Annotated in this window: 19 protein-coding genes and 1 tRNA gene; 12 read left to right on the top strand and 8 right to left on the bottom strand. The window is 57.6% G+C overall.

The genetic code is table 11. From position 1 onward, the window contains the following. Positions 1–12: 12 nt before the first annotated feature. Positions 13–1026 (bottom strand): tRNA (adenosine(37)-N6)-threonylcarbamoyltransferase complex transferase subunit TsaD, encoded by a 1014-nt coding sequence (tsaD, locus tag FFB58_RS14260; protein WP_039031745.1) that lies wholly within the window; start codon positions 1024–1026, stop codon positions 13–15. A gap of 236 nt (positions 1027–1262) precedes the next feature. On the opposite strand from tsaD, the gene rpsU reads away from it, so the two are divergent. The 3 genes from rpsU to rpoD all read left to right on the top strand — a co-directional run bounded on the left by rpsU (position 1263) and on the right by rpoD (position 5337). Next, positions 1263–1478: a 30S ribosomal protein S21 gene (gene rpsU, locus FFB58_RS14265; protein ID WP_001144069.1), complete on the top strand. Its 216-nt coding sequence runs from the start codon at positions 1263–1265 to the stop codon at positions 1476–1478. A gap of 116 nt (positions 1479–1594) precedes the next feature. After that, a complete protein-coding gene (dnaG, locus tag FFB58_RS14270; protein WP_138370252.1) occupies positions 1595–3340 on the top strand; it encodes a DNA primase in 1746 nt (581 codons plus the stop codon). A gap of 14 nt (positions 3341–3354) precedes the next feature. Beyond that, on the top strand, positions 3355–5337 hold the full coding sequence (gene rpoD, locus FFB58_RS14275) for an RNA polymerase sigma factor RpoD (protein WP_072036725.1): 1983 nt from the start codon (positions 3355–3357) through the stop codon (positions 5335–5337). Between the two features lie 93 nt (positions 5338–5430). Here the strand turns inward: rpoD and mug are convergent, their stop codons facing one another. After that, complete coding sequence (gene mug / locus FFB58_RS14280; protein ID WP_039031742.1) at positions 5431–5937, bottom strand: G/U mismatch-specific DNA glycosylase; 507 nt, start codon at positions 5935–5937, stop codon at positions 5431–5433. 125 nt (positions 5938–6062) lie between these two features. On the opposite strand from mug, the gene FFB58_RS14285 reads away from it, so the two are divergent. After that, a tRNA-Ile gene (locus tag FFB58_RS14285) sits at positions 6063–6138 on the top strand. A gap of 59 nt (positions 6139–6197) precedes the next feature. Here the strand turns inward: FFB58_RS14285 and FFB58_RS14290 are convergent. Both FFB58_RS14290 and FFB58_RS14295 read right to left on the bottom strand, forming a co-directional pair. Further along, positions 6198–7580, bottom strand: a complete 1383-nt coding sequence (locus tag FFB58_RS14290; protein ID WP_039031741.1) for an APC family permease — start codon at positions 7578–7580, stop codon at positions 6198–6200. 238 nt (positions 7581–7818) lie between these two features. Further along, on the bottom strand, positions 7819–9237 hold the full coding sequence (locus tag FFB58_RS14295; RefSeq protein ID WP_039031740.1) for a glutamine synthetase family protein: 1419 nt from the start codon (positions 9235–9237) through the stop codon (positions 7819–7821). Positions 9238–9461: 224 nt separating this feature from the next. On the opposite strand from FFB58_RS14295, the gene puuD reads away from it, so the two are divergent. The 8 genes from puuD to FFB58_RS14335 all read left to right on the top strand — a co-directional run bounded on the left by puuD (position 9462) and on the right by FFB58_RS14335 (position 16765). Then, positions 9462–10214 carry a gamma-glutamyl-gamma-aminobutyrate hydrolase gene (gene puuD, locus FFB58_RS14300; RefSeq protein WP_197057144.1) on the top strand — a complete coding sequence of 251 codons (753 nt, stop codon included), beginning with the start codon at positions 9462–9464 and terminating at the stop codon, positions 10212–10214. A 25-nt stretch (positions 10215–10239) separates the two neighbouring features. Next, the gene (puuR, locus tag FFB58_RS14305; protein WP_039031738.1) at positions 10240–10797 is read left to right on the top strand and encodes an HTH-type transcriptional regulator PuuR; all 558 of its coding nucleotides are present in this window, start codon (positions 10240–10242) and stop codon (positions 10795–10797) included. Between the two features lie 257 nt (positions 10798–11054). Continuing rightward, entirely contained in the window at positions 11055–12542 is a 1488-nt protein-coding gene (puuC, locus tag FFB58_RS14310; protein WP_138370253.1) for an aldehyde dehydrogenase PuuC, read from the top strand. 2 nt (positions 12543–12544) lie between these two features. Continuing rightward, entirely contained in the window at positions 12545–13825 is a 1281-nt protein-coding gene (locus FFB58_RS14315) for an FAD-binding oxidoreductase (protein WP_039031736.1), read from the top strand. Between the two features lie 42 nt (positions 13826–13867). Further along, a complete protein-coding gene (gene puuE / locus FFB58_RS14320) occupies positions 13868–15133 on the top strand; it encodes a 4-aminobutyrate transaminase (RefSeq protein ID WP_039031735.1) in 1266 nt (421 codons plus the stop codon). A gap of 326 nt (positions 15134–15459) precedes the next feature. Next, a complete protein-coding gene (locus FFB58_RS14325) occupies positions 15460–15951 on the top strand; it encodes an Hcp family type VI secretion system effector (RefSeq protein WP_138370254.1) in 492 nt (163 codons plus the stop codon). A 9-nt stretch (positions 15952–15960) separates the two neighbouring features. After that, a complete protein-coding gene (locus FFB58_RS14330) occupies positions 15961–16356 on the top strand; it encodes a polymorphic toxin type 44 domain-containing protein (protein ID WP_138370255.1) in 396 nt (131 codons plus the stop codon). Beyond that, positions 16334–16765, top strand: a complete 432-nt coding sequence (locus tag FFB58_RS14335) for a hypothetical protein (protein ID WP_138370256.1) — start codon at positions 16334–16336, stop codon at positions 16763–16765. The genes FFB58_RS14330 and FFB58_RS14335 overlap by 23 nt, the downstream gene beginning before the upstream one ends. A gap of 42 nt (positions 16766–16807) precedes the next feature. On the opposite strand, the gene FFB58_RS14340 is transcribed toward FFB58_RS14335, so the two are convergent. The 4 genes from FFB58_RS14340 to FFB58_RS14360 all read right to left on the bottom strand — a co-directional run bounded on the left by FFB58_RS14340 (position 16808) and on the right by FFB58_RS14360 (position 22935). After that, positions 16808–17260 (bottom strand): hypothetical protein, encoded by a 453-nt coding sequence (locus FFB58_RS14340; protein WP_138370257.1) that lies wholly within the window; start codon positions 17258–17260, stop codon positions 16808–16810. Positions 17261–17596: 336 nt separating this feature from the next. Next, entirely contained in the window at positions 17597–18586 is a 990-nt protein-coding gene (locus FFB58_RS14350; protein ID WP_039031733.1) for a glycosyl hydrolase family 8, read from the bottom strand. Between the two features lie 9 nt (positions 18587–18595). Beyond that, positions 18596–19063: a cellulose biosynthesis protein BcsD gene (gene bcsD, locus FFB58_RS14355; RefSeq protein ID WP_039031732.1), complete on the bottom strand. Its 468-nt coding sequence runs from the start codon at positions 19061–19063 to the stop codon at positions 18596–18598. Then, positions 19063–22935, bottom strand: a complete 3873-nt coding sequence (locus FFB58_RS14360; RefSeq protein WP_039031731.1) for a cellulose biosynthesis protein BcsC — start codon at positions 22933–22935, stop codon at positions 19063–19065. The genes bcsD and FFB58_RS14360 overlap by 1 nt, the downstream gene beginning before the upstream one ends. Between the last annotated feature and the right edge of the window lie 2 nt (positions 22936–22937).

Consider the following 22937-nt stretch of genomic DNA (forward strand, 5'->3'; position numbering starts at 1 on the left):
GCAAGGCTGACATCAGGCGGCGGGTAACTCCGCCAGCGGCCAGCGCGGACGCACTGAAACACTAAGATCTGCCGTGGCGTTCGATTTCAGGCGCACCATTCCGGCATAAGCGATCATCGCCCCGTTATCGGTGCAAAATTCCGGGCGGGCATAGAACACTTCACCGCGGCGTTTTTGCATCATCTCTGCCAGTTTCGCGCGCAGCGTACGGTTGGCGCTCACGCCGCCCGCCATCACCAGGCGCTTAAAGCCGGTCTGATCCAGCGCGCGCTTGCACTTGATCATCAGCGTATCCACCACCGCATCTTCAAATGCGCGGGCGATGTCGGCGCGGGTCTGATCGTCGCCTTCATTATTACGGATGGTATTTGCCGCGAAGGTTTTCAGCCCCGAGAAGCTGAAATCCAGCCCTGGCCGGTCGGTCATCGGACGCGGGAAGACAAAGCGCCCTTCCGTGCCCTGGGCCGCCATCTTCGACAGCATTGGGCCGCCCGGGTAATCGAGTCCCAGCAGCTTGGCGGTTTTGTCGAAGGCTTCACCCGCCGCATCGTCAATGGATTCGCCCAGCAGCTCATACTGACCAATACCGGTCACGCTAATCAGCTGGGTATGGCCGCCGGAAACCAGCAGCGCCACGAACGGAAATTCAGGCGGATTATCTTCCAGCATTGGCGCCAGCAGATGCCCTTCCATATGGTGAACCGCAATAGCCGGTACATCCCACGCGAACGCCAGCGAACGCCCGATGGTGGCGCCCACCAGCAGCGCGCCCACCAGCCCCGGACCGGCGGTATAGGCCACGGCGTCGATATCTTTCGCCGTAAAGCCTGCCTCTTTCAGCGCCGCCTGGATCAGGGGCACCGTTTTACGCACATGGTCGCGGGAAGCCAGTTCCGGCACCACGCCGCCGTAGTCGGCATGTAATTTTACCTGACTATACAGTTGGTTGGCGACCAGCCCTTTTTCATCGTCGTAGATCGCGATGCCGGTTTCATCGCAGGATGTTTCAATACCCAGTACACGCATGACTTGTTTTACCTCACTCAGATACCGCGCAGTGTAGAGCCTGGGCGGGTTGATGTAAAACTTTCCTCACCCCTGGAGTTCTCTTCGTGTATACTCCTCACCCTTATAAAAGTCCCTTTCAAAAACGGCCGCGGTGCTTTACAAAGCAGCAGCAATTGCAGTAAAATTCCGCACCATTTTGAAATAAGCTGGCGTTGATGCCAGCGGCAAACCGAATTTATAAAGGTGAGAGTTACATGCCGGTAATTAAAGTACGTGAAAACGAGCCGTTCGACGTAGCACTGCGTCGCTTCAAGCGTTCATGCGAGAAAGCAGGTGTTCTGGCTGAAGTTCGTCGTCGTGAGTTCTATGAAAAACCAACGACTGAACGTAAGCGCGCTAAAGCTTCTGCTGTGAAACGTCACGCGAAGAAACTGGCTCGCGAAAACGCACGCCGTACTCGTCTGTACTAATCTATTGAGGACGCACGTCCTCAATTGTCAGACAGAGTAGTAGTCGTAAGGCCGTGCTTCCGGAAGGAATGCGCGGCTTGTTTTCGTTTATGAGTCACTAAAAATTCATGGGGCCTATGGCTGGACGAATCCCACGCGTTTTCATTAATGATCTGCTGGCAAGAACCGACATCGTCGATCTCATCGACGCGCGGGTAAAGCTGAAAAAGCAGGGCAAGAACTATCACGCGTGCTGTCCATTCCATAACGAAAAAACCCCCTCTTTCACCGTGAACGGTGAAAAACAGTTCTACCACTGCTTCGGCTGTGGCGCGCACGGCAACGCCGTCGACTTTTTGATGAACTACGACAAGCTCGAGTTTGTTGAAACCGTCGAAGAGCTCGCTGCCATGCACAACCTTGAAGTGCCGTATGAAGCAGGCAGTGGGCCAAGTCAGATAGAGCGTCATCAGCGACAAACGCTGTATCAGCTGATGGACGGCCTGAATTCGTTTTACCAACAGTCTCTTAAGCAACCTGCTGCTGAGCCTGCGCGTCAGTATCTGAACAAGCGCGGACTGAGCGACGATGTTATTGCGCGTTTCGCTATTGGTTTCGCCCCTCCCGGCTGGGATAACGTGTTAAAGCGTTTTGGCGGCAATAGCGAAGATCGTAAATCCCTCATCGACGCGGGCATGCTGGTCACCAACGACCAGGGACGTAGCTATGACCGCTTCCGCGAGCGGGTGATGTTCCCCATTCGCGACAAGCGTGGCCGGGTAATTGGTTTTGGTGGCCGCGTGCTGGGTGATGCCCTGCCGAAATACCTCAACTCCCCGGAAACCGATATTTTCCATAAGGGCCGCCAGCTGTACGGCCTGTATGAAGCCCAGCAGAATAACGCTGAACCGCAGCGGCTGTTGGTGGTCGAAGGCTATATGGATGTGGTGGCACTGGCGCAGTTCGACATTAACTATGCCGTCGCGTCGCTGGGTACCTCCACCACCGCTGACCATATTCAGCTGCTGTTCCGGGTGACCAATACGGTCGTCTGCTGTTATGACGGCGACCGGGCCGGACGCGAAGCCGCCTGGCGAGCACTGGAAACTGCATTACCTTATATGACCGACGGGCGCCAGTTGCGCTTTATGTTCCTGCCCGACGGCGAAGACCCGGATACGCTGGTGCGTAAAGAGGGCAAAGCGGCATTTGAAGCGCGGATGGAGCAGGCTCAGCCGCTCTCCACGTTTCTGTTTAACAGCCTGATGCCGCAGGTGGATTTGAGCACCCCGGATGGCCGTGCGCAGCTCAGTACGCTGGCGCTGCCGTTAATCACTCAGGTGCCCGGCGAAACGTTACGCATCTACCTACGCCAGGAGCTGGGTAAGAAACTCGGCATCCTGGATGACAGCCAGCTTGAACGTTTAATGCCAAAACAGGCTGAAAGCGGAGCGGTTCGCCCTGCCCCTCAGCTAAAACGCACAACCATGCGTATACTGATAGGACTGCTGGTACAAAACCCCGAACTGGCCCCACGCGTGCCGTCTCTTGAGGGTTTAAACCATGAAAAGCTGCCCGGACTTGGCTTATTTGCAGAACTGGTCAACACTTGTTTGTCACAGCCAGGTCTGACCACCGGACAACTTTTAGAGCACTATCGCGGAACAAAAGCGTCCGCAACCCTTGAAAAACTGTCGATGTGGGACGATATAGCAGATAAAGAGATTGCTGAAGAGACCTTCACCGACTCGCTCAACCATATGTTTGATTCGATGCTTGAACTGCGCCAGGAAGAGTTGATAGCTCGCGAGCGCACACAGGGTTTAAGCAGCGAAGAACGCCGGGAGCTCTGGATGATTAACCAGGAACTGGCGAAGAAATAAATTTAACGGCTTAAGTGCCGAATATCGTTCGGGTAGATCCCGACAGCCGCACTGAGAGGCAGCGGCAAAAATACAAGTACGCCCTCGCTTTAAAGGTTGGCTGCAGCACCGCCGACACCAATCAAACGAATAAGTGTGGATACCGTCTTATGGAGCAAAACCCGCAGTCACAGCTGAAACTTCTTGTCCAACGTGGTAAGGAGCAAGGCTATCTGACCTATGCCGAGGTCAATGACCATCTGCCGGAAGATATCGTCGACTCCGATCAGATCGAAGACATCATCCAAATGATCAACGACATGGGTATTCAGGTGATGGAAGAAGCCCCTGATGCCGATGATCTGTTACTTGCTGAAAACTCAAACAACACCGACGAAGATGCAGAAGAAGCTGCTGCACAGGTTCTGTCGAGCGTTGAATCTGAAATCGGCCGCACCACCGACCCGGTTCGCATGTACATGCGCGAAATGGGTACCGTTGAACTGTTGACCCGCGAAGGCGAAATTGACATCGCAAAACGCATCGAAGACGGGATCAACCAGGTTCAGTGTTCCGTTGCCGAATACCCGGAAGCGATCACCTATCTGCTCGAGCAGTACGATCGTGTGGAAGCTGAAGAAGCTCGCCTGTCCGATCTGATCACCGGTTTTGTCGATCCGAACGCGGAAGAAGACATGGCCCCTACGGCGACGCACGTCGGTTCTGAACTGTCTCAGGAAGAGATGGATGATGATGAAGACGAAGAAGACGAAGATGGCGATGACGACAGCAGCGATGACGACAACAGCATCGACCCTGAACTGGCTCGCGAGAAGTTCGGTGAACTGCGCACGCAGTATGAAGTCACGCGCGACACCATCAAAGCTAAAGGCCGCAGCCACGCAGCCGCTCAGGAAGAGATCCTGAAGCTGTCTGAAGTATTCAAACAGTTCCGTCTGGTGCCAAAACAGTTCGATTACCTGGTTAACAGCATGCGCGTGATGATGGATCGCGTACGTACCCAGGAACGCATCATCATGAAAGTGTGCGTTGAACAGTGCAAAATGCCGAAGAAGAACTTCATCACCCTGTTCACCGGCAACGAAACCAGCGAAACCTGGTTCAACGCGGCTATCGCGATGAACAAGCCGTGGTCTGAAAAACTGCGCGACGTGGCTGACGATGTACATCGTGGCCTACAGAAGCTGCAGCAGATTGAAGAAGAGACCGGCCTGACCATCGAGCAGGTTAAAGACATCAACCGTCGTATGTCCATCGGTGAAGCGAAAGCCCGCCGTGCGAAGAAAGAGATGGTTGAAGCGAACTTGCGTCTGGTTATCTCTATCGCCAAGAAGTACACCAACCGCGGTCTGCAGTTCCTGGATCTGATTCAGGAAGGCAACATCGGTCTGATGAAAGCGGTTGATAAATTTGAATACCGTCGTGGTTACAAGTTCTCCACCTACGCAACCTGGTGGATCCGTCAGGCTATCACCCGCTCTATCGCGGATCAGGCGCGCACCATCCGTATTCCGGTGCATATGATTGAGACCATCAACAAGCTCAACCGTATTTCTCGCCAGATGCTGCAGGAGATGGGCCGCGAGCCGACGCCGGAAGAGCTGGCCGAGCGCATGCTGATGCCGGAAGACAAGATCCGTAAGGTGCTGAAAATCGCTAAAGAGCCAATCTCCATGGAAACGCCAATCGGCGACGATGAAGATTCGCATCTGGGTGATTTCATCGAGGATACCACCCTCGAGCTGCCGCTGGACTCTGCCACCACCGAGAGCCTGCGTGCCGCCACCCACGACGTTCTGGCTGGCCTGACCGCCCGTGAAGCGAAAGTCCTGCGTATGCGTTTCGGTATCGATATGAACACCGACCACACGCTGGAAGAAGTGGGTAAACAGTTCGACGTTACCCGCGAACGTATCCGTCAGATCGAAGCGAAGGCGCTGCGTAAACTGCGCCACCCAAGCCGCTCTGAAGTGCTGCGTAGCTTCCTGGACGACTAATCCAGGTAAACAGCAAAAAGCTCCCAGCCGGGAGCTTTTTTTTGGGCTTTTTTCCCCTCTCCCCTACGGGGAGAGAGCCAGGGTGAGGGGGACCTAAAGCCCCCGCGTCACCAGCGCCTGGTCCAGCTCCCGATACGCCTCCACCAGCTTCTCCAGCGTCGCCCGGTTAAGCCCGCTCGGATTCGGCAGCACCCACACCTGCGTCACGCCGATAGTGATCTTCTGCTTCCCCCACTGCACCCCACGCTGGCTGAACGCCTGCTCGTACGCCTGCTTGCCGAGGATCGCCAGCGCCGCGGGCTGATAGTCCTCAATCTTCTTAATTAACTCCCGTCCGCCGCTGCGCAGCTCATGCAGGTCCACCTCGCTCGCCTGCACCGTCGGGCGCTCCACCAGCATAGTGATGCCGCAGCGGGTATCCAGCAGCTGCTGCTCCTCTTCCGGCTTGAGTAACTTATCGGTAAAGCCAGCCTGGTAGATCACCTTCCAGAAGCGATTACCGGGGTGCGCAAAGTGAAAACCGGTGTGGGCAGAGGACTTGCCCGGATTGATGCCGCAGAACACAACCCGCAGGCCTGGCGCAAGGATATCGCTGATCATTTTTACTCCCGATGCATAGATCACTTTGAAAGTATAAAAGATTGAAAATGCGTTGTTTATAAAAACAGCAGGCAGGTGCGTATGGCTGGATTGCCGCGAGGAGTTACTTTATAATCCTCCGCCACGGCCCCTTAGCTCAGTGGTTAGAGCAGGCGACTCATAATCGCTTGGTCGCTGGTTCAAGTCCAGCAGGGGCCACCAAACACAAGGGCTTAGATAAGCAATTATCTAAGCCCTTTTTTATGGGTTCAGGTAAGCCATCACCCCTGTTCGGCGTTCCTCGCCTCATACTGCGGCGGCGGTTTACGGAAACGCTGAGTCAGATACGCCAGATACAGCATGCCCAGCGCAGCCCATATCAGCCCCAGCGTCAGGGACGTTGCTTCAAGGTTGACCCACAGCACCCCTACCGTCACCGCACCAATCAGCGGCAGCAGCAGATAATGGAAGCGATCTTTCCAGGTTTTGTTATAGCCCTTACGCCGCCAGAAGTGGTTGTAAACCGACAGGTTAACGAAGGTAAAGGCCACCAGCGCGCCAAAGTTGATCAGCGCCGTGGCGGTCACCAGATCAAAGAACAGAGCCGACAGCGCCACAATGCCCACCATGATCACGTTCAGCGCCGGGGTACGCCATTTGGGATGGATATAACCAAACACGCGCTCCGGGAAAACGTTGTCACGTCCCATCACGTACAGCAGGCGCGATACGCTGGCGTGTGATGCCAGCCCGGAGGCCAGGGTATTAACGAAAGTCGTGCACAGGAAGATTGACTGGAACAGCTTGCCGCCCACATAAAGGGCAATCTCCGGCAGCGCAGCATCAGGATCTTTAAAGCGGCTGATGTCCGGGAAGAAGAGCTGCATTGCGAAAGAGGCGACGATAAAAATTAGCCCGCCGTACAGTGCCGTCAGAAATATCGCTTTCGGGATCACCCGTGCGGCATCCGGCGTCTCTTCGGAAAGCGTAGTTACGGCGTCGAAACCCAGGAACGAGAAGCAGACGATGGTCGCCCCGGTGATGATCGGGATCAGGTGCGCATTCTCGCTAATAAAAGGCCTGAGCGACCAGACGGTCCCGACCCCTTCCCCTTTGTGCAGCCCCTGCACCACCAGCACCACAAACACCACCATGATGGAGACCTGCACCAGCACGAACAGGGTATTAAAGTTCGCCACCAGGCTGACGCTCTTCAGATTCGCGGCGGTCAGAATGGCGACAAAAGAGACCACCCAGATCCACGGCGGAACTTCGGGAAACATCGCTGAGAGGTAAATTTTGGCCAACAGCACGTTAATCATCGGCAGGAAGAGATAATCCAGCAGCGATGACCATCCCACCATAAAGCCGACGTGGGGGCTGATCGATTTTTGCGCGTAGGTATAGGCGGAGCCCGCCTCCGGGAACTGGCGCACCAGCTTGCCGTAGCTGATGGCCGTAAACAGCACCCCCGCCAGCGCCAGCAGATAAGAGGCCGGAACATGACCGTTGCTGATGCCGGACACAATGCCGAAGGTATCAAACACGGTCATCGGCGTCAGATAGGCCAATCCCATCATGACCACCTGCCACAGCTTGAGCGATTTACGCAGCCGGGGCTTACTCGCTTCTGAGGCGATATTTAATGAGGTGTTAATAGCCATAGAGGTTCACCCCCATGCTGGCGGGGATCTGTCGGCGCGTCGTCCTGACAACAAACCTGCTTAGCAAGGGGGTAAAGCATAAATAGAAGGGGACAGCGTACCGGCGGGCGGCGCGTTCGCACTCATGGCCCCCCTCTCCCTGCGGATAGACAGATATCTGCATCATCTCAATTCCTCATCACACAATGTGTTGTTAACAGAACCCCGCAGCGCCATATGCAGACCGCGGGGCGCTTTTTCAGGCGTTTTTAAGCATCCACTCGATTTCGGTTTCGGTGATCAGCCGTTCGAATTGCAGCAGTTCGTCGTTCTTACAGGCGTGGTACACGTGGCAGAAACGTTCCCCCAGGCGCTCGCGCAGGGTATCGTTTTGCATAAACTCCCACAGGGCATCGCTCTGGCGGATCGGGAATGGCAGGCCTTCCTGCTCCAGCCCGTTGCCTTCCACCTCTTCATGCAGCGGCAGCGTATTGTCGAGCCCGTGTAAAATACCGGCGAAAATCGCCGCCATGACCAGATAAGGGTTGGCGTCCGCGCCTGCCACCCGGTATTCGACGCGGTGGTTATGGCGATCGCCGCAGGGAATACGCAGCGCCACGGTGCGGTTGTTATGGCCCCATGAAGCCTGGGTCGGCACATACATGCCCGGCTGGAAGCGACGGTAAGAGTTAACGTTCGGGGCCAGCAGCGCCATGGACGCCGGCATCAGGTCGATCATTCCCGCCAGCACCCGCTTCAGCAGGGCAGAATCTTCCCCATCCTCATCCGCCAGGATATTTTCCCCTTTGCTGTTCTGCATGCTGATGTGGATATGCATCCCGCTGCCCGCATGCTCTTCATAGGGTTTGGCCATAAAGGTGGCGTGCATCTTATGCTTCTCGGCCATCAGACGCACCAGACGTTTTAACGCCAGCGCATCGTCGCAGGCGTCCAGCACGTTATCGGTATGGTGGAGGTTGATTTCGAACTGGCCAGGCGAGGCCTCCGCCACCGCCCCGTCCGCCGGGATGAGCTGCAGCTGCGCCAGTTCATCGATGTCGTTCAGCACGTCGGCAAAGTGGTTAAGATTATCAACGGAGTAAACCTGGCTCTGGGTGTTGCGATCTTCAGTGCCCGGTGCGCACGGCGGTTGCAGATACCCTTCGGCATCGCGCTGACGATCGAGTAAATAGAACTCCAGCTCTACCGCTACCACCGGGAACACGCCGCGCTCGCGAAGCTGCAGCCAGAGGCGGTTCAGCACGTTCCGGGGCTCAACGTCAAAGGGAGCGCCATCTTCATCAACCATGGTCAGTAACACCTGACCGATATACTCCGGGTCAGCCGCGGAGGGCGTTAAGGTCCCCAGTACAGGAACGCAGGTGCAGTCCGGTTCACCCATATCCTGCCCAAGCCCGGCCTCTTCAACCACATTCCCCAGAATATCCATGGCAAACACCGACGCCGGGAAGTAGCACCCTTTTTCCAGCTTGTTCAGTCCGGCGACGGGAATACGTTTACCCCGGAAGCAGCCATTCAGATCGGTCAGCAGCACATCGACATACTGCGTGTTTGGATAACGCTCCAGATAGCGCCTCACCTCATGGCTAAAGGCGCTAACCCATCGCTCTTCCGACTTCTGCACAAAATTCTCTACTTCCAGGATACTGGTTTCCATCATTCACCGCCGTTGTGTTGAGTTTGGACTCTGACTTTCACTGTTAAATATAATGTCCATGACCCAACTTAGTATGCAAATAAATTGTTTGTCAAATGTTAAATTAAGTTTGCAAAGGGCAGATCTCACTGCTAGATTGAGAAAATATTGAACGAAATGGCCGCTTTTACGGCTAGCGCGGTCATAATTTAGTCCACTTTGTGAAGGCGATCATGGAAAATATAATGTACAAACCCGTCATCGGCGTGGTGATGTGTCGAAACAGGCTGAAGGGTCACGAGACCCAGACCCTGCAAGAAAAGTATCTGAATGCCATTATTCATGCAGGCGGACTGCCCATCGCCCTGCCGCATGCCCTGGCGGAACCCGAGCTGCTTGAAGCTCTGCTCCCTACTCTGGACGGCATCTATCTGCCGGGCAGTCCAAGCAACGTACAGCCGCACCTTTATGGTGAAAACGGCGATGAGCCTTACGCCGATCCCGGGCGAGATCTTCTGAGCATGGCGCTGATTGGCGCGGCGCTGGAAAGGCGCATCCCCATTTTCGCCATCTGCCGCGGGTTGCAGGAATTGGTTGTCGCCACGGGTGGGACTCTGTATCGTCGTCTCTTCGAGCAGGCCGACCTGCTTGAACACCGCGAGGATCCTGAGCTGCCGGTGGAATTGCAGTACGCCCCTTCTCATGAAGTTCAGGTCAATGAGGGGGGATTGATTTCTCAGCTGATACCGGGCTGCAACACGTTTTGGGTAAACTCTCTTCATGGACAAGGAGCCAAAACCCTGAGCGATCGCCTGCGCGTAGAGGCCAGTTCTCCGGACGGGCTGGTAGAGGCGATTAGCGTACATCAGCATCCGTTCGCCCTGGGTGTGCAATGGCATCCCGAATGGAACAGCAGCGAATATGCCCTGTCTCGACTGCTGTTCGAAGGATTTATCACCGCCTGTCAGCGCTACGCCGCCGAAAAGCAGCGGCTCTGACCACTACCGTTAAGGAAATGCAAATATGAGCGATGACGGCCTGGCGCCAGGAAAACGTCTGTCAGAGATCCGCCAGCAACTGGGTCTTTCACAGCGTCGTGCCGCCGAACTGTCTGGTTTAACACATAGTGCCATCAGCACCATAGAGCAGGACAAAGTCAGTCCTGCCATCAGTACGCTGCAAAAGCTGCTGAAGGTTTATGGGCTGTCGCTCTCGGAATTCTTTTCTGAGCCAGAAAAACCTGATGCACCGCAGGTGGTGATCGATCAGGACGATCTTATCGAAATGGGCAGTCAGGGTGTTTCGATGAAGCTGGTTCATAACGGGGATCCGAACCGTACGCTGGCAATGATTTTTGAAACGTACCAGCCAGGAACCACAACCGGAGAGAGGATCAAGCATCAGGGTGAAGAGATAGGCACCGTACTGGAGGGTGAAATTATGCTGACGTTTAACGGTCAGACTTATCACCTGGTTGCCGGACAAAGCTATGCCATTAACACCGGCATACCGCACAGCTTCAGCAACACCTCGGCAGGGATTTGCCGAATTATCAGTGCCCACACCCCTACCACATTCTGATTTCTGGCCTGAGATATTCTCAGGCTTTCTTCAGGCCAACGCCGCCGGGTTTATTATTTCCGGCGGCGTGAAGAAAACGCAAATAAACACGTTCTCGCGGCGGGAAATGTATTTCCCGGCGGCCCCGAATAATACGCGCAAATAACTTAGCGCTTAATCCGGCACAGACAGGTTATTCATCCTGGGACGCCCCACGGCTGTGTATTGCCTGAACAGGCCGAATTTACTTTATCTGGTTACGCTACGAAGGAGTTTATATGGATTTTCAGCACCTGAGTTACTGGCAGAATAAAGCCAAAAGTCTGGAAATAGAGACCCGACTTTTTATTAACGGCGACTACTGCGACGCCGCCGATAATAGCACCTTTGAGACCCTCAACCCGGCGGCGGCGCAACCCCTGGCGCAGGTAGCCCGGGGCAAAAAAGCCGATGTCGATCGGGCGGTGCAGGCTGCCCGCCAGGCCTTTGATGACGGCGCATGGTCCCAGGCCTCCCCGGCAAAACGCAAAGCGGTGCTCTACGCCTTCGCCGAACTGATGGAGCAACACCGGGAAGAGTTAGCCCTGCTGGAAACCCTCGATACCGGCAAGCCCATCCGCCACAGCCTGCGCGACGACGTTCCCGGCGCGGCGCGGGCCATCCGCTGGTACGCCGAAGCGCTGGATAAAGTCTATGGCGAAGTCGCCCCTACCGGCGCGGGTGAACTGGCGATGATCGTCCGGGAGCCCATCGGCGTGGTGGCCGCCGTGGTGCCGTGGAACTTCCCCCTGCTGCTGGCCTGCTGGAAGCTCGGCCCGGCGCTGGCGGCGGGCAACAGCATCATCCTGAAGCCTTCCGAAAAATCCCCCCTCACCGCCCTGCGCCTCGCCGCACTGGCAAAAGAGGCTGGATTGCCCAACGGAGTATTCAACGTTATCAGCGGCTTTGGTCACGAGGCGGGCCAGGCGCTGTCGCAGCACCCGGACGTGGACGTGATGACCTTTACCGGCTCCACGCGCACCGGCAAGCAGCTGTTAAAAGATGCGGGCGAGAGCAACATGAAGCGCGTCTGGCTGGAGGCGGGTGGCAAAAGCGCCAACATCGTCTTTGCCGACTGCCCGGATCTGGACCAGGCGGTGAGCGCCACGGCGGCGGGCATTTTCTACAACCAGGGGCAGGTCTGCATTGCCGGAACGCGCCTGCTGCTGGAAGAGAGCATCGCCGACGCATTCCTCGAAAAGCTCAAACAGCAGGCCCGCAACTGGCAGCCAGGCGACCCGCTCGATCCCAACACCACGCTCGGAACGCTGATCGACGCCAGCCATGCAGATACGGTCCACGGCTACATCCGGGCGGGCAGCGAGCACGGCACGCTGCTGCTGGACGGGCGCAACACGTCCTTGTCTGCCGCCGTCGGCCCGACCGTATTTGTCGATCTCCCTGCGAATTCCCCTCTGCATAAAGAGGAGATCTTTGGCCCGGTGCTGGTGGTCACACGCTTTAAAGATGAAGACCAAGCCCTGGCGCTGGCCAACGACAGCCAGTACGGCCTGGGTGCCGCAGTCTGGACCCGGGATCTCTCCCGCGCCCACCGACTCAGCCGCCGCCTGAAGGCCGGGTCCGTCTTCGTGAACAACTACAACGACGGCGACATGACCGTGCCTTTTGGCGGCTACAAGCAGAGCGGCAACGGGCGGGATAAGTCGCTGCACGCGCTGGAAAAATTCACCGAACTGAAAACCATCTGGATTGCTCTGGAGCTTTGATCATGACCGAACATACCACCAGTTATTACGCAGACAGCGCCAACCCGCATGAGCCCTATCCGACGCTGAGCGAATCCATCACCTGCGACGTCTGCGTCGTTGGCGGCGGCTACACCGGCCTCTCTTCCGCCCTGCATCTGGCGGAAATGGGCTTTGACGTTGTCGTGCTGGAGGCGGCGCGGATCGGCTATGGTGCCAGCGGGCGCAACGGCGGCCAGCTGGTTAACTCCTACAGCCGCGACATCGACGTGATAGAGCGAACCTACGGCCCGGACACCGCCAGAATGCTCGGCGACATGATGTTCGAAGGCGGGAATATCATTCGCGAACGCATTAAACGCTACCAGATCCAGTGCGACTACCGCCCCGGCGGCCTGTTCGTGGCGCTCAACAACAAGCAGCTGGATACGCTGGAAGAGCAAAAGGAGAACTGGGAGCGCTACGGCAACAACCAGCTGGAGCTGCTGGATGCCCGCGCGATCCGTCGCGAAGTGGACAGCGATCGCTACGCGGGTGCCCTGCTGGATCACAGCGGCGGCCATATTCATCCCCTGAACCTGGCCCTCGGTGAAGCCGACGCTATCCGTCTGAACGGCGGAAGGGTGTTTGAACAATCCCCGGTGACCCGCATTCAGCACACCAGCCCGGCGGTGGTCAGTACCGCCCAGGGCCAGGTGACGGCACGCTATGTGATCGTCGCCGGCAACGCCTATCTGGGCGATAAGCTGGAGCCTGAGCTGGCGAAGCGCAGCATGCCCTGCGGGACCCAGGTGGTCACTACCGCGCCGCTCTCTGAGGATCTTGCCCGCTCGCTGATCCCGAAAAACTACTGCGTCGAAGACTGTAACTATCTGCTGGATTACTACCGACTGACCGCCGACAACCGCCTGCTCTACGGTGGCGGAGTGGTGTATGGCGCCCGCGATCCTGCCGACGTGGAGCGGCTGGTGATGCCCAAGCTGCTGAAAACCTTCCCGCAGCTGCAGGGGGTGAAAATTGACTATCGCTGGACCGGCAACTTCCTGCTGACGCTGTCGCGGATGCCGCAGTTTGGCCGCCTCGATAACAACATCTATTACATGCAGGGCTACAGCGGTCACGGCGTGACCTGTACCCATCTGGCGGGGCGGCTGATTGCCGAGCTGCTGAGCGGGGATGCGCAGCGCTTTGACGCCTTCGCGAATCTGCCGCACTACCCCTTCCCGGGTGGCCGGAGCCTGCGCATTCCCTTCACCGCGATGGGGGCGGCTTACTACAGCCTGCGCGATCGTCTCGGTATGTAATCACACCATTCCAGTAAACCATTTTCAGCAAGGGGACAGATCATGAGTAACAATGAATTCCATCAGCGTCGTCTTTCCGCCACCCCACGTGGCGTGGGCGTGATGTGTAACTTCTTCGCCCGTTCAGCGGAAAACGCCACGCTGACCGACGTGGAGGGGAATGACTATATCGACTTCGCCGCCGGGATCGCGGTGCTGAACACCGGCCATCGCCACCCGGAAATGGTGGCGGCGGTTGAAGAACAACTGCACCACTTCACCCACACGGCCTACCAGATCGTCCCTTACGAGAGCTACGTGACGCTGGCGGAGAAACTGAACGAACTGGCCCCGGTACGCGGCCCAACCAAAACGGCGTTCTTTACGACCGGCGCCGAAGCGGTTGAAAACGCAGTCAAAATTGCCCGCGCCCACACCGGTCGTCCTGGGGTTATCGCCTTCAGCGGCGGGTTCCATGGCCGTACCTACATGACCATGGCCCTGACCGGCAAAGTCGCCCCGTACAAAATCGGATTTGGTCCCTTCCCGGGCTCGGTCTATCACGTGCCTTACCCGTCAGCGCTGCATGGCATCACCACGCAGGATGCCGTCGCGGCCATCGAACGTCTGTTTAAAGCGGATATCGAGGCGACGCAGGTAGCGGCTATTATTTTCGAACCGGTGCAGGGCGAAGGCGGGTTCAACGTCGCGCCACCTGAGCTGGTGGCGGCCATCCGCCGCATCTGCGATGAGCACGGTATCGTAATGATTGCCGATGAGGTGCAAAGCGGCTTCGCCCGCACCGGCAAGCTGTTCGCGATGGATCATTACGCTGACAAACCCGACCTGATGACCATGGCGAAAAGTCTGGCGGGCGGGATGCCGCTCTCCGGCGTGGTGGGTAACGCGCAGATCATGGATGCGCCAGCCCCGGGCGGACTGGGGGGAACCTACGCCGGTAATCCGCTGGCCGTAGCCGCCGCGCACGCGGTGCTGAAGATCATCGACAGTGAGGGGTTGTGCGCCCGTGCCCAGCAGCTGGGTGAACGCCTCGCCGCTACGCTCGAGGAGAGCAAAGCCTGGTGCCCTGGACTTGTGGCGGTACGCGGAGTGGGCTCGATGATCGCCGCGGAGTTCAACGATCCCGACAGCGGCCAGCCCTCTGCCGCACTGGCGCAAGCCATCCAGAAGAAAGCGCTGGAGCAGGGTCTGCTGCTGCTGACCTGCGGTCAATATGGCAACGTGATCCGCTTCCTCTATCCGCTGACCATCCCGGAGGCGCAGTTCAACCAGGCGCTGACGATTTTACAGCAGGTCACGCGCGGTTAAGTCATTGAGTGCCGACGTCATACGGACGTCGGCATTACCGCCAGCCTCCTTCCCTACGCTCAGTGCGTCCGGTACTGCTCTCTTACATAGTCCCGCAAGATATACACCATGTCGTGCAGCAGCCCGGTCAGGTCCTGCGCCACCTTATCCGGCAGCGTATTCCCCGGTAACGCCAGAAAAAATAAAACATATAAAAATTAAATTTCTTAGATTTAATTATTACAGGGATCTATTAAGGTAACTGCTGAGATATAAAAAATTACATTCTGTAAAATCATGTCATCGTATTGTCTGGATAATTTCTTACCTGAATGGAGTTAACCGGAATGGCTATACCCGCGTACTTATTTTTAAAGGATGATGGCGGTGCGTTAATCAAAGGATCGTCTGACGTACGGGATCGTGAAGGCAGTGTGGAGGTTATTGGTTTTAGTCACCGATTATATACCCCAACCGATAACAATACGGGAAGGATTACAGGCAATCGTATCCACGGTTCTTTTATCATCGAAAAAGAGTTTGATAGCTCATCAACGTACCTGTATAAAGCGGTCGCCACCGGACAAACATTAAAATCCGCAGAATTAAAATGGTACAAAATCAATGATGGCGGGCAGGAGGTTGAGTACTTCAATATGTTACTTGAGAATGTCAAAGTTGTCTCCGTTGCTCCCATAATGCATGACTGTAAAGATCCTGCCACTCTCCACCAAAACCATATCGAGCAAGTCGAATTTCGTTACGAAAAAATCACGTGGAAGCACTGTGATGGTAATCTTATTTTTTCAGATTCATGGAATGAACGTAAAACGGCATAAGGATATGCAATGGCTATTATTCCAATCATGCCTCTCGGTGGTTTTTCCCTGTTGCGCAAAAATATAATGGAAGCCAAAGCACTGGGAATGTGCAGAGGCATGGCGACCCCAACCACTCCTTACTGGTTTTATAATAAAGTCAGAAATGGCGGTCCGTGGGATTACAAACAGAAAAACAGGTTATGGGCAGATTTCGGCAATTTTAATTATGGTGCTACAGGCTATGTAAGCGGCATACCCCCTGCAATTTTATTAAAAGGTGCGGGATTTGCGCAGTCCAGAGCAGGCACATCCAATGTAGAAGAGTGGGGGCACTGGTGGGAAATACCTCCCTACGGAGACGATCCAGAAGATCAGAAATGGATAAAGCAAGGTATTGATTATGCGATACAGCACGGTTATTAAATACGGGCACCGTACATTAACTCTCGTACTGCTCCTGCTGGTGGTCTGTTTTGCGTTCTACCATTACAGCCAGAGTAATGCTTATGACGATCGCTTGTACGCATCAAAGCAGCTGAATGAAAATACCTGGCTTTATATCACACAATACCAGGGTGGTAATGCGACCGTTTCTGATGTCTTCCGTTACTATTTATCGGGCGAATATTCTGAAGATCCCCTTAAAGCCGTGAAGGAAATGAAACCCTTTTTAACGGCGGATACGGGTACAGCCACCGTGACAAAAATTGGGCGGCTGCTGACGGTTCGCGTGAAAGGTAAAGTCTACAATTTCACCAATTCGGTGATGTATTTATCAAAGGGTAACGCTGTATTCCCGGTTATCGAACTGTATGCCAGCGGTACAGAGTGACTTAATCCCGGCTGGCGTCGCCGCCAGCCTCCTTCCCTACGCTCAGTGCGTCCGGTACGGCTCCCTTACATAGTCCCGCAAGATATACACCATGTCGTGCAGCAGCCCGGTCAGGTCCTGCGCCACCTTATCCGGCAGCGTATTGCCCAGTAACGCCAGGTTCAGCGACTGGAGATACTCCACCATCCGGTAGGTTTCCTGCCAACAGAGCGGCATAGCGGAATCCACCACGTCATCGACGGTGAGCTGGGCGATAAGGTGCGGGGGCAAGTCTTCATCGCACAGGTGCGCCAGCCGGGTGAGCACGTGCGACAGCCGTTCGCATAACGCCAGACGCGGGGCAGTCTCTTTTGTTTCCAGCAGGACGGTCACCAGGGCCGCGCAACGATCCGTGACCTCAAACAGGTCAGCAGAGACAGGCAGCGGTGCGGTGAGCAGATGGTGGATAATGCTTTCGTCAGATTCAGGGTAAGACAGGGTTGGGATCGTAGCCATAAGGCATCCTCCTTGTACGAAAAATGAGATCACTACCAGAGTTCCTACGCTCAGGGGGTGACGCTGACGGAGGTAGGAATGCCGACGTACAAGGGGATCGGCCAGCCTTTCGACTGCTCCGCCCGCGCCACCGTAATCATATCGGCATACGCGCTGGCAGCACACCGGATCGTAAATCCGGGTCACCTTATACTAAAGCGGGTTCCTACGCCCGGTTGCAGCTTCTACCGCAACGAGGAGACTCTATGCCTTGTTTTGTCCCACAGAAAGAAAAAAGCGCCACCGCAAGTCATTCTTGCGAGGCGCTTTCCAGAATCCCACGATAAGAGGGGAAAATTATCGTGCCAGCGACACCAGCATCTTCAGACTCGCGGAGTAATAATCCTCCTGCGCCGTGATCTGCGGCTCGCCCGCCGGGAGTTGGCCCATCGCCAGGTCACGCACCGCCAGTAACCCGCCCGCCATCATATAGGGTGCCGGATCGCCGGTGGTGACATTCACCCACGCAGGCGTCTGGGTCCGGGAGAAACGTCCCCAGTACGCGGTATACGGCGCCATCAGCGGGCTGGTTGGCTGATACCACTTCACGTACAGCGGCACGCGGATCGCGTCGTAGCTGAAGCGCGCAGGCCACTCTTTGGCCGGGGTGACGCGACCGTCGGCGGAGAGTGAAACCCAGTCCGCCGGGAGCTGGGTGTTGCCGAAGCGCATTTTCACCAGCAGCTTCTGCCCGTCGTTAATCAGGTCACGCCACACCGTTAAATGGCTGCGCTTCGCGAAATCTTCCCACGCCGGGAAGATAAAGTACGACGGGTTCAGATTCACATGGCTGTTGAGGTTAAAGCCTTTCGCTCCAGGCAACATCACGCGATAGCCAGCAAAGCTGATGACGTTGCGGGCCACCAGCTCTTTGGTAATAGCGTCCGACGCGTTCAGATAGCTGCTGTCGTTCCACTGGGTGCCCGCCTTTAACAGCGCCCAGGCGATAAAAGTATCGCCGTCGGTGGCGTTGTTTTTATCCATAACCGGATCGGCGGCCACCGGGTTAAAGCGCCAGTAAAACAGCCCCGTCTGCGGGTTTTGCAGGTTCTTTTTGGTCCAGGTCCAGATTTTGTCAAAACCGGCGCGATCGTTGTTGCGCACCGCCATCATCATGGCGAAGCCCTGCCCTTCGGTGTGGCTCACGCTGTTGTTGCCGGTATCAATGATGCGACCGTCCGGCATCAAAAAACGCGCCTTGTAACTGTCCCATGCGCTTCCAGCGAAGACCTGCTGGCTGACTATCAGCCCCAGCGCCAGAACCACGATTTTAGCTCGCTGCCACATGGCCGATCCTTATTGATTATTTTGGTATCTGAAATGGATAACCGTAGCCGAGGGGGATGCCTCCCGCCACAGCGATACGTGTGATTTTCCGCCCTGTTCGCGCAGCCAGCGGGCGTAGAGCCCTTCCAGCACCGCGCTGAAGGCGTGGTTCCACGCCATCTGTTTTGCCTCTTCCGGCGGTACCGGGAGCGCAGTGTGGCAGATGCGCAGCGCCGTGTCGCTGGCGTCGATATCAATATAGCCCCAGTTAAAGGCCGCGAGCCGGGCGTTGATCTGCCCTTCGAGCTCGCCCACCGTGTGCGCCAGCCCCAGCGGGAAGCGCTCGCCCAGCGAGTCGCCCATCTGCACGAGGAACGAGCGGCTCTGCGCCTCGCCGACGTTGGCCACCATACTCTCAATCATCACGTGGATCAGCGCAAACCAGCCCGACTGCGATTGTTGATGCTGGTAATACTGCAAAAGCTGTTGATCATTCATCACTTGTTCCCCAGAAGGTAGCGGAAGTAGATATTGGCGCTACTTTCGTTGTAATCACCGAAGGTGTCATACCCGATCTGCCCGCCGATGGTCATATCTTTGTTCAGCTTGTAGTCCGTCGACGCGCGCAGGTTGTAGCCCAGACCGTTCTCGCTCTTGCCGCTGTAAAACGCCTCTTTGGCAAAACCGCGGGAGACGTAATCTTCCAGCTGGCGCTGCATCGCGGAATCCGTCGGGAAGTACGGGCTCTCGTCCTGAGAGTAGGACTGATAACCAATCGACGCCCCTAGCCCCAGCTTCCAGTTGTCGTATTTCTGGGTGTAATCCACCGGGAAGGAGACGCTGATGTAGTCCTGCGGGCTGAAGTAGCCCCCCTGCCCGTAGCTGAAGTAGCTCAGGTTTTTGTCGAAGTTCATGTAGTTCATGTTGATGCCGGCTTTCAGCTCGCGATCGGCGGCGTAGTAAGGGCGGAAATAGACCCCCGCTGAGCCGTTGACGCTGGTGTTGCTCGGCACGTTCTCCCCGACGTAGTCATACACGCCAACTCCGGCGTAGAAGCCCGCATCGGTATTGTCGTAGCTCAGCTGCGCGCTGCCGCCGTTTTTGGTGACCTGACCCCACTTCTTGCCGCTGTATTTATCTTCCACACCGACATAGGAGAGCAGGCTGTCCACCACCGCGCGACGCTCGCCGGTGAGCACCAGCTTGAGGTAGTCCGTCAGCTGCGGCGACCACTGGATCCCACCGACAACGGTATTCAGATCCTGGCCCAGCGGCGTGGAGCCGACATCAATTTTGTACTGATCCCCGGTGAGGGCCATCGCCACTTCCACACCCTGGGCGCTTTGCGAGCCCTGGGACGGCACCTTGATCTTGTCGATGTTCGGCAGCTCAGGCGGCGTGGTGGTGGAGGCGTTGTACAGCTCCTCGGCAACCCCACCCTGGATCAGCGCCCCGGTACCAAACCGGCGGCTGGATTCGTCGGACGAGGTGCCCGCATCGAGGCTGATCGGCGTGACGTTCACGTCCAGGCGGGAATCGCCGAATGGCACGGTGGACCACTGCAGCGGCGCCTTGATTTCGGTCAGCTTGCTGAGCCCCTCTTCACCGTCACGCGCGCGCAGGGCGGTTGAACCCCGGGCCCAGGTGGCGGTTTTATCCACCAGCATCTCCATCATGTTATCCACCTGGCGCAGCGTCCCGGCCTGAGCGGTTTCTACCGGCAGGTCGGTGCGCACGGTGCCCGGCGGCGCGGTCTGTGGATTACGCGCCAACTGGGCCACCTGCCACGGCATCGCCTGGCCGTAGAGCGACGGGGAATCCGCCACCGCGCCGGTACTGGAGGTGCCGACAAACGGGTTGTCGGCTAAGGCCAGACCGCCCAGCATCGGGGCGGTTTCACCGCTGTTATCCTGCAGGCCGAGCAGCTTGCCGCGCGCGGTGCGCAGATAGCTCATCGCCTGCTGATGGTTGCCTTCGGCCTCGGAGACCCGGGCTAGCAGCAGCAGGCGTTCCGGCGTGCCGTCGTTGGTCAGCCCGGTGCTCAGCTGCTTCGCCTTATCGACGTTTTTGCTGGCAAGGGCCACGTCGATTGCCCCGGCGCGCGCATCCTGCTGCGGCGTGTCGCGGGTCATCAGGTAGTCGTAGACCACCCCCGCCTCTTTGTTCATCTTCCCGGACTGATAGACGCGCGCCATGGCAAACATCAGATCGGTGTTCTGCGGATCGTTCTGCATGGCGCGGATCAGCTTGTCGTAGGCCGCGGCGTAGTTGCCCTGGGTGCGCAGACGATCGGCCTCGTTGATCACGTAGCCGTTACGAATGCTCGCCAGCTGGGTTGGGGTACTGCGCGACTGCAGCTCCGGGTTGGCAAGCCAGGCCTGGGCTTCGCCGCCCAGTCCCGCCTGGTTGAGCACCGCCACCTGATCGGCATAATCCCCGGCGTTACCCTGCACGCCACGGCGCATGTTGTCGTGGACCACGCTCACCGCGGTGGTGACGTCCCCGCTCTGGGCCAGCATCCGCGCCAGCTTGCCGGCATCCGCCGGGCTCTGCGGTGGACGCGCCGCCAGCGCTTTCAGGGTGTTGGCCGCCGCAGTACGATCCCCCGACGCCAGATAGCGCTCGGCGACGTTCATCTGCAGGTTGTAGTTCACCCGCTGGGACAGCTCGCGCATATCGCTGTTCTGGCTGGAGGCCGGAATGCGCGACAGCAGCGTCTGCGACTGCTGCCAGGCGTTGTTTTCGCTGGCGAACAGCGCGGCGGCATAGAGTTCGCTGTTGCTGGCGTTCGGACGGAACGCCGGAGCCATGGCGTTGGCCGCCTCCGCGCTGCGCCCCTGCTTCTGCAGGAGACGGGCTAAATCCAGGCGCAGCCAGGGATCGGACGGATAGCGGGCCGTTCCCTGCTGCAACAGGGCGATGGCGCGCATCTGATCGCCGCTGGCTGCCGCCTGCTGAGCCTGACGACGCAGCGGATCGGTCGGATTGCCGCCGGAGACGCGCGGCTGGAGCCTCGCCTGCAGGCTGGCCGGCAGGGTCTGCAACATCGCCTGAGCTTCGGCGGTTTTGTTCTGCTCGCGCAGGACGTAGTAGAGGTTTTCCCGGGCAGAGCCGTTGTTTGGCTGCTCGTTCAGCAGGCCGCGCAGGGTCTGTTCCGCCGAGGTGTAATCTTTGTTATGCCGCTGGACATCGGCGCGGAACAGCTTCGCCGCCGCCCCCTGCTCGCCGCTGCGCTGGGCCAGCGGCGCGCTCAGGGCCAGCGCCTGGCTGACGTTGCCCTGCTTGTAAGCCGCCTGAGCCTGAGCCAGCTGACCGTAGAACTCGGCATCCTGCGCCTGCTGCTTGCGCTCCTCAGAGGCCGCGCCGCCGAGGCTTGCCGCACGGTTCAGGTACTGCGCCCCTGCGGCGTAGTCGCCCTTGCGCAGGGCAACGTAGCCCATCCCGGCCAGCGCGTCGGCATCTTCCGGGTTCGCTTTCAGCACCTGCTCAAACTGGCTGCGGGCGGTGTCGGTGTTGCCGCTGTTCAGCGCCACATAGCCTTCGCCTTTTGCCGCTCCGCCGATGCTTTTACGGAAATAGTCCTGCACCGCGGTATCGGTGGGATGGCGTTGCAGATAGGTCTGGTAATAGGCTTCGTCGCCCGCCTGCGGCCCCAGCCACAGCAGGGCCTGACGCAGGGATTTATCCGCATCCTGGCTGCCGCTCGCCAGATCCTGCAGGATGTTCATCCCTTCACGGCGGGTGTTCTCCTGATAGGTCAGCACTTTGCCCAGCGCAATTTTGACGTTGTTATCCTGCGGATACTGCACGCGCAGCTGACGCAGCTCGCTCACCGCCTGCGGATAGAGGGATTTGTCCCCGGCCATGGTCAGATAGTATTCCGGGGCCAGGCTCGGCGGCGGCTGGTTGCCGGTAAACAGGCTCTGCCAGGTGGCAAGGGCGGCAGGAATGTTGCCGCTGCGCGCCTGCTGACGGGCCAGCTCCAGCTGCCCGCGCGGCACCTGCTGCATCTGCTTCGCGTTATCCAGCGCCTGCAGATTTGCATCCTGCGGCGAGACCGCCGTTAAGCGCTCGCGCCATTGGGCCGCCCCCTTCACGTCACCGGCCTGCTGTGACCATAAGGCCATCAGGTACAGCGCCTGGGTGTTATTAGGGTCCACCATCAGCACTTTTTTCAGCGATTCCATCGCCAGGTTATCGTGAGACTTTTCGTGCCAGTAGTTCGCCTGGTCGAACAGGGCTTTCAGCGCCGGGTTATTAGCCGACTGCGCGGCATCCGCCGCCTGGGCACCCTGAATTCCCCCGAGCGCCAGCCCGCTGAACAGGCACAGCACAGGCAGATGTCTGGCGGTTTTGTTTTTATTTTCCATAG

The organism is Enterobacter sp. MF024, assembly GCF_005843915.1.
Lineage (GTDB): Bacteria > Pseudomonadota > Gammaproteobacteria > Enterobacterales > Enterobacteriaceae > Enterobacter > Enterobacter barmai.